Below are 12,565 nucleotides of genomic sequence, written 5' to 3' on the forward strand. Positions count from 1 at the left end.
CCCTGCGCTTCTCACTCATTTTATGCTAAATCTGATGAATACAAAAATTATAAGCTGAGATTTTATGAAAGTAACAAACATATTTGATTCACTTCCGCATGATTTAAATAAGGAGGTTTTCGAAGAACTAGTCTGTTCTTCTGTAGTCAGAATTGAGCGTATCGTATCAAGAGGGCAAAGTTCACCTGATGAAGGTTGGTATGATCAAGAGGAAAATGAGTGGGTCATAGTTATGAAGGGGAGTGCCTGTTTGGAATTTGAGGATGGTTCTAAAAGTAATTTATCCGCTGGCGATTTTATTAATATTCCAGCGCATATCAAACATAGGGTGCTTTGGACAGATTCTCAACGGATTACAATCTGGCTTGCAGTCTTTTATTCTTCCTAATAACTCCGAATAGACTTAAAAGATTCGACTTCGACATGTGAAGTACCCTGAGTTTGTAGAAACAACTTATCGCAGACTTACTTGGTATAAATATTTAAGGTTTAAGCATTAGCGGCCCTGCCAATATCACCTCATTTATCTACTTTAAATTACTCAAGTAATAGTCTGCTTAGCCTTATACATATTATTTAATTGTTAATTTGGGGGCACAGTGATGATAAAGAGAACTGCTGATTACATAAATTATAGATAAAACTTTGTATGATTTTTAATAAAACTATGCTATAAAATTATAAAGCGGCATAAAAATTGCTTATATTTTATGATTAATAATGAGTAGGGTTGTATGAAGTTATCGGTTGGACTTAAAGTTGCGAACTCATTGTCATTGACACCTCAATTGCAACAAGCCATTCGTTTGCTTCAATTATCAAGTTTAGAGTTAGAACAAGAAATTCAAATTCAACTCGACAGTAACCCATTATTAGAAAAAGTAGAAGAGCAAAATAGTGTCGAAAGTTTATCGAACTTAGAAAAAGAACAAGATAATAGTGATTTAACCAATGAATTAAATGCAGATCATTTGCCTGACGACTTACCTGTAGATACCGATTGGGATGATGTCTATACCCATCAATCAACCAGTTTAGGCAGTGCTGAATTTGAAGAGCGAGAGGATAATCGCCAAGGACATCTCGGTTTAAAAGAGCATATGCTGGAACAGATTAATCTGCTGCATTTCTCTCAAATTGATCGTTTAATTGCTTACTGCATCATTGATTCTTTAGATGATAAAGGATTTTTAGATGTAGAAATTTCGGAAATTACTTCGTCTGTTCAGCATCTTTTAGAAAGTATGGAGTATGACGAAGAAATCGAAGATGATGAAGTACTTGTAGTCTTAAAGCATATTCAGCGTCTTGACCCGATCGGGATTGGTTCACGAAATCTGGCTGAATGTTTAATGGTGCAACTGGAAAGCTTACCGGTACAAACGGCTTATCGAAATGAGGCGATTGTTCTACTAAAACATTATGAGCTGTTGATTTCGAATGAACTCGCCAAGTTACTTAAACAAACAGGTCTAAATACTGACCAGTTAAAGTCTGCTGTGAATCTATTAAAAACCTTAAAAGCACATCCAGGACTGGAATTTGAAGACAAGGATTCTGATTATCAAATTCCTGATGTGGTGGTCATGAAACGTAATGATCATTGGCAAGTTCAGTTGAATCCAGATGTAATGCCAAAGCTAAGAATCAACTCTTTCTATGCCAATATGATTCGTCGGGCAGATCAAAGCGATGAAAATCAATATTTGCGTAATCAAATGTTGGAAGCTAAGAATTTTATTAAAAGTGTTGATGAACGACACAAGACTTTGCTGAAAGTGGCCTCTTGTATTGTCGAGCATCAAAAAGCATTTTTAGAGATCGGAGCTGAAGGCATGAAGCCTTTGGTGCTGCGTGATATTGCGGAAGAAGTGGAGTTGCATGAGTCGACCGTTTCGCGTGTAACGACCAATAAATATATGTTAACCCCGCGCGGTTTATTTGAGTTGAAATACTTTTTCTCAAGCCATGTGGGAACGACTTCTGGTGGTGAAGCATCTTCAACTGCGATTCGTGCAAAAATTAAAAAAATGATTACTGAGGAAAATGTACGTAAGCCTTTGTCAGATAATGCGATTGCGAATATGTTGAAGGAAGAGGGGATTGATGTGGCTCGACGGACGGTGGCAAAGTATCGTGAATCGTTACATATTCCGTCATCTTCAGAGCGAAAAGTCTTGATCTAAAATTTAAAGTATGACTATTCTAGAGATTCATTATGACGAAATAATGAATCTCTTTTTTTATTTTAAAGGATGGTTGAAATGATTTAATCAGATTGTGCAGATTCTTTTTCTGGCTGTGAAGCATTTCGGCTGTACCTTTGCTAATCCTAAAGAAGGTGAGGGATAGAATTATGCAAATAACAATTCGTGGTCATCATTTAACTATCACCCCTGCAATTGAAGAAAATATTCGTGAAAAATTTGCCCAAATGACGAAGCATTTAGATCAAGTTAACAGTATGCAGGTGAAGCTGTCTAAAGATCATCAAATTGATAAACATTCTAAAAAAGGTAGTGCGAATCATATTGCGGAAGCTATTATTCGTTTACCTGGTATAGAGTTGTTCGCACAGGCCACGGCAGATGATATGTACACTTCAATTAAAAAATTAACGGAAAAATTAAAACGACAATTACATAAACATCGTGAATTACAAATGGATCATGCACCAGTTTTAGCTTAATCTGGATTCCGATCAGAGGAGGTTTTGATAAACCTCCTTTTTTTATCTATAAAAATTGTGCGATGACTGCTGTATTTTACTTGATTTATAGTAAAATGGCGGGTTTTACACCATTGGTCCTGTATTGAGGTCTTTGTCATGAATAGTGAACAGCTCACTGAAATTTTAAAAGCTGCTTTTCCTGAAGCTGAAGTTGCAGTTAGTGGGCAAGCTGGCAAGTTTGATCTTCGAATTGTTGATGATCAGTTTGAAGGTAAGCGTCCTGTTGCGCGTCAACAGACTGTTTATGCTCCCTTGAACTCTTATATAGCCAGTGGTGAAGTGCATGCTGTGACCATCCGCGCAATGACAAAAGAAGAATGGCGCAAAGCAAGCCTTTTTGGAGCTTAAGATTTAATGGATAAATTTTTAATTCAGGGTGGTACCAAGCTCGAAGGTGAAGTTCGAATTTCAGGTGCAAAAAATGCTGCACTGCCTTTGCTTGCCGCCATGATTTTGGCTGACTCTCCAATTACATTAACCAATGTCCCGCATTTAAAAGATGTAAATACGTTGGTGAAGTTGATTGCAGGCTTAGGCATCACAATGACTTATGAAGGTGATACGGTTACTGCGGACACCTCGACTTTAGACAACCAGTTTGCACCTTATGAATTGGTTAAAACCATGCGTGCATCCATCTTAGTGCTGGGTCCTTTGGTTGCTCGCTATGGTAGTGCGAAAGTTTCCTTACCGGGCGGTTGTGCAATTGGTTCACGTCCAGTAGATCAGCATTTAAAAGCTTTAGAAGCATTGGGTGCTGAAATTGAAGTTGAAAATGGTTATGTTCATGCCAAAGTCGACGGTCGCTTAAAAGGTGGCGAAGTTGTCTTTGATATGGTGACCGTGGGTGGTACTGAAAATATTTTAATGGCGGCAGTTTTAGCTGATGGTGTTACCACCATTCGTAATGCCGCACGTGAACCTGAAATTACCGATCTTGCGAAAATGCTGATTAAGATGGGTGCAAAAATTGAAGGTTTGGATACTGATACCTTGATCGTGACGGGCGTAGAAAGCCTACATGGCTGTGAATATGCAGTCGTTGCGGATCGTATCGAAACAGGTTCATATTTGGCTGCCGCTGCGATTACGGGTGGACGTGTGAGAACCACACATACCGATCCATCTTTGCTTGAATCTGTCCTAGACAAGTTCGAGGAAATGGGCGCAGAAGTAACCCGTGGTGATGACTGGATTGAACTGGATATGATGGGCAAGCGTCCGAAAGCCGTCAGTTTCCGTACCCTACCACATCCTGAATTTCCAACCGACATGCAAGCACAGTTGATGGCTGTAAATGTGATTGGTCGTGGATTTGCGACAATTTCTGAAACGATTTTTGAAAACCGTTTTATGCATGTGCCTGAATTGTCTCGTATGGGGGCAAATATTGAAGTTGAAGGCAATGATGCAATTGTGACAGGTGTTGAAAAACTTTCTGCTGCACCAGTAATGGCAACAGATTTACGTGCATCTTTTTCTTTGGTATTGGCGGCATTGGCTGCTGAAGGCGAAACCTTGATTGACCGTATTTATCATATTGATCGCGGTTATGAAGAGGTTGAAGCAAAATTACAAGGTTTAGGTGCTCAAATTAAGCGAGTAAGTGCATGAGTGACATGAGAAACGATGATCCTAATTTCAACGTAATGGGTAATTTTGATCATGGTTTAACATTGGCATTAAGTAAGGGGCGTATTCTCAAGGAAACTTTACCTTTACTTGAAACAGCGGGTATTAATTTACTCGAAGATCCTGATAAATCACGTAAATTGATTTTTCCTACCACACATAAACAAGTCCGTATCTTAATTTTACGTGCTTCTGATGTGCCGACCTATGTGGAAAATGGGGCAGCGGATTTAGGTGTTGCGGGTAAAGATGTTCTGATGGAACATGGGGCACAAAATGTCTATGAACCATTAGATCTTAAAATTGCCAACTGTAAGTTGATGACCGCAGGTAAGGTTGGTATGGAACGTCCGAAAGGCCGTCTGAAGATTGCCACCAAATATGTTAACTTAACCCGTCAATACTATGCCAGCCTAGGTGAGCAAGTCGACGTGATTAAGCTGTATGGCTCTATGGAACTTGCACCTTTGGTGGGTTTAGGTGATTACATTGTTGATGTAGTGGATACAGGAAATACCTTGCGTGCCAACGGCTTAGAGCCATTGGAAGAAATTTGCAAAGTGTCTTCGCGTTTGATCGTGAATAAAGCCAGTTTTAAACGTAAACAAGCCTTGTTAAATCCAATTCTTGCGCAGTTAGAAACAGCAGTTGAAGATCGTCAAAAGGCCAAACAAGCCTAATTAAAACGATATTCTAAAACCGTCCTTTGGGGCGGTTTTTTTATTTTATTAGAATTAGAATAAAATCATGAAGTCAAAATAACTGGCTTAATTAGCTATGAATGGTTGAACGCCACAGAATTTTTTATTGATCAAAGTCATTTCTGATGGGACTAAGTTGAATTGCTGATGTTATCTTGCCCACAACCTCATGGAAACAAGGTAAACTAACGCTTTCTAACTCAAACCTTGTGGGTAAATTGATGCGACGTTTATCGACTCAAGATCAAAACTTCAAGCAAGCTTTTGCTAACTTGTTAGCTTTTGAAACTGTAAGTGATCCTGAACTTTTAAAAACCGTAGACCAAATCATCGCTGATGTCCGTCAGCATGGTGATGCTCATGTTCTTAAACTTACCCAGCAGTTCGATCGACATCCAGCGCATCAATTTTCAGATCTAGAACTGACCCAAGCAGAACTAAAAACAGCATTTGAAGGCTTAGACTCGGAAGTGCGAGAAGCACTTGAGTTTGCGGCAGAACGTATTCGTGAATTTCACCAAGCGCAAAAACAAGAAGGCTGGACTTATGTTGATGCTTTAGGTAATACACTTGGGCAAAAAGTTACGCCTTTAGATCGCGTGGGGATTTATGTTCCAGGTGGTTTAGCCTCTTATCCATCTTCAGTGTTGATGAATGCGGTGCCTGCACATGTGGCGGGTGTGCCTGAAATTATTATGGTGGTTCCCGCGCCGAATGGTGAATTAAATCCATTGGTGCTCGCGGCTGCTTATTTAGCGGGAGTGACGCGTGTATTTACCATTGGTGGTGCACAAGCGGTTGCTGCTTTGGCCTATGGTACAGAAACCATTCCTTGCGTAGACAAAATTACTGGTCCTGGTAACCGTTTTGTAGCTGCTGCAAAGCGTGCGGTGTTTGGTCAAGTCGGCATTGACATGATTGCGGGTCCTTCAGAAATTCTAGTTTATGCTGAAGGCGAGAATGATGCAAAATGGTTGGCGATGGATGTCTTGTCTCAAGCCGAGCATGATACGGTTGCACAAGCCATCTTTATCACCCCAGACGAACAGTTGCTGAATGATGTGGCCCGAGCTGTCGAAGAGCATTTGGCCGTTTTACCAAAAGCTGAAATTGCGCGTACTTCGATTGCAAATCGTGGTGCATTGGTCTTGGTTAAAGATCGCCAAGAAGCGATTGATTTGATTAATCAGGTAGCGCCAGAGCATTTAGAGTTGTGCTTGGATGAAGCACAAGAGATGTCTGAAAGCATTCGTCATGCAGGCGCAATTTTTATGGGTAGATATACCCCAGAAGCCATTGGTGACTATTGTGCAGGTCCGAACCACGTCTTACCAACATCGGGTACGGCACGCTTTTCGTCTCCACTCGGTGTATATGATTTCCAAAAGCGCTCAAGTCTGATTATGTGCTCTCAAGCTGGGGTCAAACCTTTGGCGAAAACCGCGGATATCTTGGCACAACAAGAGAATCTGGATGCCCATGCTCGCTCGGCACGTTATCGCTACCAATAATCCAATTACATGTGTATATGCTTAGCTGGTGAGTTGTATTGAATACATCTGAGCTAAGCTTATCACACCCCGAATATCTCAGTTTGGGATAGGTTTTCACCTTTCCCAAATCTTCTTCAAAGAGAGGAAGACTTACGCCAGTAAGTTGAAAAAAAGAGATTAATAATGTCTACAATTACAACAGCACAAATGCGTTTTTGGAGTCCTGAAGTACGTGAGTTAGAACCTTATGTACCAGGTGAACAACCAAAAATTCAAAACTTATTAAAATTAAACACCAATGAGAATCCTTATCCACCATCTCCTAAAGTGGTGGAGGCAGTACAAGCGGTTTTAGCCAATTCTGCGGATGCATTGCGTTTATATCCTGATCCAGATGCTTCGGCTCTAAAACAGGCGATTGCAAAACAACAGCAGGTGGATGCTGCTCAGGTCTTTGTAGGCAACGGTTCAGATGAAGTTTTGGCGCATATCTTTAAAGCCTTTTTTATTCAAGAACAGCCAATTCTTTATCCTGATATTACTTATAGTTTTTATCCGGTGTATAGCCAGTTCTTCGGGGTGAAAACGCAAGTTCTCCCTTTAAATGATGACTTTGAAATTGTCGTTGAAGATTATAAGCAAGCCAATGGCGGCATTATTATTACCAATCCAAATGCACCGACCAGTATTGCCTTGGGTCTAGTAGCGATTGAAGAAGTATTGCAAGCCAATCCGGATTCGGTGGTGGTGATTGATGAAGCCTATGTCGATTTTGGTGCTGAATCTGCTGTGAAATTGGTGGAAAAGTATGAAAATTTGGTGGTCTGTCAAACCACATCTAAGTCACGCTCTTTGGCGGGGTTACGTGTTGGTTTTGCGATTGCCCAACCGCATTTGATTGCTGCTTTAGAAGCCGTGAAAAATAGCTTTAACTCATATCCGATGGATCGTTTTGCGATTGCAGCCGCAGTGGCTTCATTTGAAGATCAGGCTTATTTTGAACAGCAATGTGAAAAAGTGATCAGTAGCCGTGAAAAATTGGTGAGTGAACTACAAGCGATTGGTTTCGTGGTGTTGCCATCTAAAGCCAATTTTATTTTTGCATCCTTACCGGGTAAAGATGCGGGTGAATTGGCAGCTGAATTGCGTGCCTGTGGCATTATTGTGCGTTATTTCAATAAGCCACGGATCAATCAATTCTTGCGTATTACTATTGGAACAGATGAGCAAAATCAGCGTTTGGTTGAAACCTTGAAGCAAGATATTCTGCCTTAAGACTCCGTTTTCTGCCATGTATTGAGTAAATTCAACATGGCAGAAACCTTATCGAAACATTCCTGATATTCTGCATCACAGTTCGAGGCAATAGTGATTCCACCGCCTGCCCACAAAGAAATCTCTTGTTGATATTTCTGAATAGAACGAATCAGAATATTCCATGAACCCGTTCCATCAAAATTAAAATAACCCATCGAGCCACAATATGCACCGCGTGGTGCACCTTCTAGTTCTTCAATAATTTGCATGGCCCGAATTTTGGGTGCGCCTGTAATGGAACCACCTGGCAGAGCCGCGAGTAACACATCCAAGGCTTTTACCTCAGGTTGAAGTGTTGCAGTGACTTCACTGACCATATGATGCACTTGATTAAAGGATTCAATGGCAAACAATTTGGGGGTTTTGACGCTTCCCGTTTCGGCATACACACTTAAATCATTACGCAGTAAATCTACAATCATCACATTTTCAGCCTGATCTTTGGCGGAATGCTGTAATTGTAATTTGGATTGCAGATCTTGCTCTTGATCTGCGTAGCGCGGCATGGTGCCTTTAATCGGTTTGGTGACCAGTTGCCGCTCGGCAAGAAACTCAATAAATAGCTCAGGTGAACAACTGAGTAGCTCGAATGCTTCTGTTTTTAAATAGCCAGAATAAGGCGCATCGGTCAGTTGCCAGAACTCTTGGGCTACAGAAAGTAAGCCACCTTTAGCTTGTCCAACAAACTCTTGAGTCAGGTTAATTTGATAACAATCACCTGCTTTAATATATTCCTGAACTTGTGCAAAAGCAGTTTGATATTGTTGCTTATTCCATCGTGCTTGGCAGGGTTGAGTCAGTTGTAATGGAGCTGTTTTAGGCCAAGCCTCTAACTTACTTTGAATCAAGTCATAGATGTGATCTGCTTCAGGTTCATCGCTATAAAAATACCAACCATCCTCTGTCAATTTTAAATAGCTTTTAAATAAACCCAGCCAAAAAGATGGTTGATCTTTTGAGTGAATTTTCACTTGCTGCGCGCTGGCATAGTCATAACTGACAAAGCCCATGACACCACCACAAAAACCAGCAGTATTTTCCAGAGAATGCTCAGTTTGCTCGAAATTCAGATGCGATTGAATTGCAAGATATTCGTATACATCATTCCTTTGATACGTGTGACGAATACCTTGTTGGACATATTCAAATTGCAGGGGGAGAAATGCAATCACGGGCGCTGAATTATTTTTTAAATAAATTAAATGAGGCAAATCATCAAGGCGAGCAAGAATTTCTTGAGCATTAAGATTTTGATCAGAAATAACTTTTTTGAAAAAAGAGGGGGTGGTCATACGCTTAGGAAAAGCTGGCATTAAAACTATATTTTACATTTTACTCGAATGTGAATGAAACAACACGGTAAATACCGTTTGTCGGTAAGATTCATATTGCGACCAACAGCAGTTGAACAAAAAATAACAGACATATAACGTTGTCAATGCCAACGGATCGCTCAAGGAAAAATGTTGCGCTGTCGAAAAACAAATAAAACAGCGGGTACATCGAGTGGTTGACATTAAAGAAAAATAATACTCTTGGGAGAGTGGAACATGAAAAATTTGACTAAACTTGTTTTAGTTTCTTCGATGGCTATTAGCGCGAATGCGATGGCTATGCAAGCAATGGATGATGCTGCATTAAGCGCGGCAACAGGTCAAGATGGTTTAAATATCGGTATTGGCATTTCTAAAGTTGAAATTGAAAAACTCTTCATTCATGACAATGATGGTTTGGCAACGGCAGCTTTGGGTGGTACTTCTACTGCGGGTGCAATTGTGATTAAGGGCAATGCTAAAACGGGTGATGCCAATGAAACCAAAGGTATTGTGATTGGTGCGAACTATGACAATGCTGGCGCCTACTTACTTGCTTCACGTAACTTGGCAGATTTAACGATTGATACTGATGCAGGTACGACGGGAACTGGGGGGGCATTCCTTAACATTGGTGCACAAGTTTCTGGTTTAGATATCAAAATTGGTGAAATTGGGGTAACAGGTTCAGGTGCTCTTCCAACTGCAGCTTCAACTGACATTCGTCGTGGTGGAGATGATGCAAACTACAACGCGATCTTGTCTGGTTTATCTTTAAAAACGGGTCCAATGTCAGCCAATATTCAATTGGGTGCAGCACCTCAAGGTGCAATGGTGAAATTGAATGCGCAAATGATTGGTGGTTTAGAAATTACTAATTTAGGTATCTTAGATAACTCAACCAAACAAGGTAATGGTGATGGTACTGCGGGTAACCGTGCAGCAGGTCAAATCTTTGTGGATAGCATTAAAGTTGCAGATGCAAATGCCAAAAACTTGACTTTGAACCAAGCGATCAGCGTGATTGGTGCTGAAGGCACATCTAAAGGTTATTTACGCATTATCAGTTCTAGTGGTGCTGTAGATAACTATGTGAAAGGTGTACATTTAGGTAGCCAAGGTGCGGCATCAATTGGTGATGTTGAAGTACAAGGTTTACAGACGTATTACAGCCCTTCAATGGGTGTATATAACCAAGGTGCAGTGATTACGATTTCTGGTCACTAAGTTTCTGATTTTAAAAGCGCGTGAATTCACGCGCTTTTTTTACAAAAAAATATTCAGTCATCGAAAAATGTAAGAAAAAGCTGTTTCTTTTAAAAAAAACAGGTATCTTTCAAAAGACAAGGAAGTATAGAGTTTTTACTCTAGAAAAATAATAAAATTCGGGCACATCATGCCGAAAACTTAAAAGTTAGGGAATATGTTAGAGATCGCATTAGGCTCGGCATTGATGTATTATTTTGCCACACAAGCCTTTGAAATAAAAGAAAAATCACCTGAAACAGTCTATTATACGGAAACCTTAGATTCACGGCAGGACTCCTTTACCCGCATGCATCGTGAAACCGTAGAAATTCAACCCGCACTTATTGATCAATTCCGTGGCATTGTCCGTCAAGCCTACGATTACAGTTGTGGCTCCGCTGCATTAACAACCTTGCTCAATGGTTATGTCGGGACTCAACTGACTGAGCAACAGACCATGACAGGTCTGCTTAAATTTGGTGAGTCAGAGCGAATTATCGAGCGTCGTAGTTTTTCTTTGTTAGACATGAAGCGCTTTGTGGCTGCTTTAGGACTCGAAAGTGGTGGCTATAAGGGGGCATTTGAAGATCTGGTTGCACAGGGGCAACCTGCGATTGTTCCTATTTCCTATGCAGGTTTTAAGCATTTTGTGGTGTACAAGGCGTACAAGGATGGCCGTGTTTATGTGGCAGATCCAGCCCTCGGTAATATTAGTTTTGATGAAGAACGCTTTAAGCAGGTCTGGGAAAATAACACCTTATTTTTAATTAGTGTGCCGCCAGAGCAACGTAAAAATTTATTGGCATTACAGGAAAGTGATATGCGTCATGTGGAGGATGCAACAGTGAATCGTTATGCACTGGTTGATATTCAGTATCCTCAGTTTTATATGGAAAAACTGGCGGATCGGGGGGCAACCACCTCAAGAATTGTCAATAATAACCCTGAATCCGAGATGAACGGCCAATATGTCGATCGACATTTACGCCTATATTACAAGAGCAAATAGCACGGTTTAAAGCAAATAAAAAAAGAATAGAGTGGACGGAAATGAAAAATCAATGGATGAATAAAACATTATTGCTACTGAGTATCCAAGTCTTGATGGGGACTGTTTATGCAGCGGATACCGTAACAGAGGCGCAAGGAACGACAGCTTCAGCAAATGTGGAAAATGAGAGTGTTGCCAATCCTCAAGAGGCATCAACGGCCTTGCAGCAACAAGAGGGAGATGCCACTAAACAGACGAATTTGGAAGAAGTTTTCACCTCAAATGAGCGTCAATATTCCTTGATTAAAAGAGGGGATATTTCTGCATTTTATGATGTGGATTATACCTATTACCGCGATACCCAGTTAGATTTAGAGATGGCTCAAGGCAGTCTTTATCAGTTACGGGTACAGGAAAATGCCAGCCATACTTTAACCAATACCTTTACCGTACAGTACGGGGTTTTGGATAACTTGACTTTTACCGCATCCTTACCGTTGGTCGCGAAAACTGACAATTTAAAAGATACCTCTACCGCTGGTTTAGGTGATATCTCATTCGGCACACGTTGGGAACCCTTTCCGTTAAAAACAGGTCGTTTACCTTTAATTTTATTTGGCAATGTATCGACCAAAACTGGGGATAGTCCTTATGAAATTAATCCCACGACAGACTTGGCAACGGGCAAAGGCTATTACTCTGTTGGTGTAGGCGCGAGTACACGTAAGTATATTGATCCTGTGGTCTTGTTTGCATCTGTTTCTGCTAACTATGGATTTAAAGAAACGGGTTTAGATCAGCGTCGCGGTCCACGAGTAATTGAAGAATTTGATCCTGGTATGAGTGGTGGCTTTTCATTTGGTTTCGCCTACTCCTTTAACTATGATGTTTCTATGACCATGTCATATCAACAAAGTTTCAATACTGGGGCAGAATTCTTATATACCTCGGGTGAAAGCTATTCTCCTGCAGACCAAACCAGTTCAACCTTTGCCATTTCATTGGGTGTACGCGTTTCACCTGAAACCATTGTGAATGGCACCTTAGGCATTGGCTTAACGGAAGATGCACCAGACGTATCTTTAGGCTTGTCTTTCCCATTAGATATTGCAGGTTTCGGTAAAAAAATTAGCTAAGAG

The 12,565-nt window shown here is 40.7% G+C and carries 12 protein-coding genes; 11 read left to right on the plus strand and 1 reads right to left on the minus strand.

Annotated elements, in window-relative coordinates; all coding sequences use genetic code 11:
- The first annotated feature begins 64 nt into the window (after positions 1-64).
- From ACWQ4X_RS10740 to hisC, 8 genes are all read left to right on the plus strand, one after another.
- Positions 65-388 (plus strand): cupin domain-containing protein, encoded by a 324-nt coding sequence (locus tag ACWQ4X_RS10740; protein WP_457903633.1) that lies wholly within the window; start codon positions 65-67, stop codon positions 386-388.
- Positions 389-734: 346 nt separating this feature from the next.
- Complete coding sequence (locus tag ACWQ4X_RS10745; protein WP_457903634.1) at positions 735-2,186, plus strand: RNA polymerase factor sigma-54; 1,452 nt, start codon at positions 735-737, stop codon at positions 2,184-2,186.
- 170 nt (positions 2,187-2,356) lie between these two features.
- Complete coding sequence (gene hpf, locus ACWQ4X_RS10750; RefSeq protein ID WP_100242922.1) at positions 2,357-2,689, plus strand: ribosome hibernation-promoting factor, HPF/YfiA family; 333 nt, start codon at positions 2,357-2,359, stop codon at positions 2,687-2,689.
- 138 nt (positions 2,690-2,827) lie between these two features.
- On the plus strand, positions 2,828-3,079 hold the full coding sequence (gene ibaG / locus ACWQ4X_RS10755; RefSeq protein WP_100242923.1) for a BolA family iron metabolism protein IbaG: 252 nt from the start codon (positions 2,828-2,830) through the stop codon (positions 3,077-3,079).
- Between the two features lie 6 nt (positions 3,080-3,085).
- Positions 3,086-4,345, plus strand: coding sequence for a UDP-N-acetylglucosamine 1-carboxyvinyltransferase (gene murA, locus ACWQ4X_RS10760; RefSeq protein ID WP_457903635.1), 1,260 nt, complete (start codon positions 3,086-3,088; stop codon positions 4,343-4,345).
- Positions 4,342-5,043 carry an ATP phosphoribosyltransferase gene (hisG, locus tag ACWQ4X_RS10765; protein WP_100242925.1) on the plus strand — a complete coding sequence of 234 codons (702 nt, stop codon included), beginning with the start codon at positions 4,342-4,344 and terminating at the stop codon, positions 5,041-5,043. The genes murA and hisG overlap by 4 nt, the downstream gene beginning before the upstream one ends.
- 230 nt (positions 5,044-5,273) lie before the next feature.
- A complete protein-coding gene (hisD, locus tag ACWQ4X_RS10770; protein WP_457903686.1) occupies positions 5,274-6,575 on the plus strand; it encodes a histidinol dehydrogenase in 1,302 nt (433 codons plus the stop codon).
- A 165-nt stretch (positions 6,576-6,740) separates the two neighbouring features.
- The gene (hisC, locus tag ACWQ4X_RS10775) at positions 6,741-7,832 is read left to right on the plus strand and encodes a histidinol-phosphate transaminase (protein WP_457903636.1); all 1,092 of its coding nucleotides are present in this window, start codon (positions 6,741-6,743) and stop codon (positions 7,830-7,832) included.
- On the opposite strand, the gene ACWQ4X_RS10780 is transcribed toward hisC, so the two are convergent.
- Positions 7,829-9,166, minus strand: a complete 1,338-nt coding sequence (locus ACWQ4X_RS10780; protein WP_457903687.1) for an anthranilate synthase component I family protein — start codon at positions 9,164-9,166, stop codon at positions 7,829-7,831. The genes hisC and ACWQ4X_RS10780 overlap by 4 nt on opposite strands.
- Positions 9,167-9,424: 258 nt before the next feature.
- Here ACWQ4X_RS10780 and filA point away from each other — a divergent pair, with 258 nt between their 5' ends.
- From filA to filC, 3 genes are all read left to right on the plus strand, one after another.
- Positions 9,425-10,414: a putative pilus system protein FilA gene (gene filA, locus ACWQ4X_RS10785; RefSeq protein WP_457903637.1), complete on the plus strand. Its 990-nt coding sequence runs from the start codon at positions 9,425-9,427 to the stop codon at positions 10,412-10,414.
- Positions 10,415-10,610: 196 nt separating this feature from the next.
- Entirely contained in the window at positions 10,611-11,444 is an 834-nt protein-coding gene (filB, locus tag ACWQ4X_RS10790; RefSeq protein WP_457903638.1) for a putative pilus system C39 family peptidase FilB, read from the plus strand.
- 41 nt (positions 11,445-11,485) lie between these two features.
- Complete coding sequence (gene filC, locus ACWQ4X_RS10795; protein WP_457903639.1) at positions 11,486-12,562, plus strand: putative pilus system protein FilC; 1,077 nt, start codon at positions 11,486-11,488, stop codon at positions 12,560-12,562.
- Positions 12,563-12,565: the final 3 nt, after the last annotated feature.

This window comes from Acinetobacter sp. NigerLNRRAM0016 (assembly GCF_054112845.1).

Coding starts and splice junctions, on each gene's coding strand:
- ACWQ4X_RS10740 (WP_457903633.1), top strand. CDS start 65: ATGAAAGTAACAAACATATTTGATTCACTTCCGCATGATTTAAATAAG.
- ACWQ4X_RS10745 (WP_457903634.1), top strand. CDS start 735: ATGAAGTTATCGGTTGGACTTAAAGTTGCGAACTCATTGTCATTGACA.
- hpf (WP_100242922.1), top strand. CDS start 2,357: ATGCAAATAACAATTCGTGGTCATCATTTAACTATCACCCCTGCAATT.
- ibaG (WP_100242923.1), top strand. CDS start 2,828: ATGAATAGTGAACAGCTCACTGAAATTTTAAAAGCTGCTTTTCCTGAA.
- murA (WP_457903635.1), top strand. CDS start 3,086: ATGGATAAATTTTTAATTCAGGGTGGTACCAAGCTCGAAGGTGAAGTT.
- hisG (WP_100242925.1), top strand. CDS start 4,342: ATGAGTGACATGAGAAACGATGATCCTAATTTCAACGTAATGGGTAAT.
- hisC (WP_457903636.1), top strand. CDS start 6,741: ATGTCTACAATTACAACAGCACAAATGCGTTTTTGGAGTCCTGAAGTA.
- ACWQ4X_RS10780 (WP_457903687.1), bottom strand. CDS start 9,166: ATGACCACCCCCTCTTTTTTCAAAAAAGTTATTTCTGATCAAAATCTT.
- filA (WP_457903637.1), top strand. CDS start 9,425: ATGAAAAATTTGACTAAACTTGTTTTAGTTTCTTCGATGGCTATTAGC.
- filB (WP_457903638.1), top strand. CDS start 10,611: ATGTTAGAGATCGCATTAGGCTCGGCATTGATGTATTATTTTGCCACA.
- filC (WP_457903639.1), top strand. CDS start 11,486: ATGAAAAATCAATGGATGAATAAAACATTATTGCTACTGAGTATCCAA.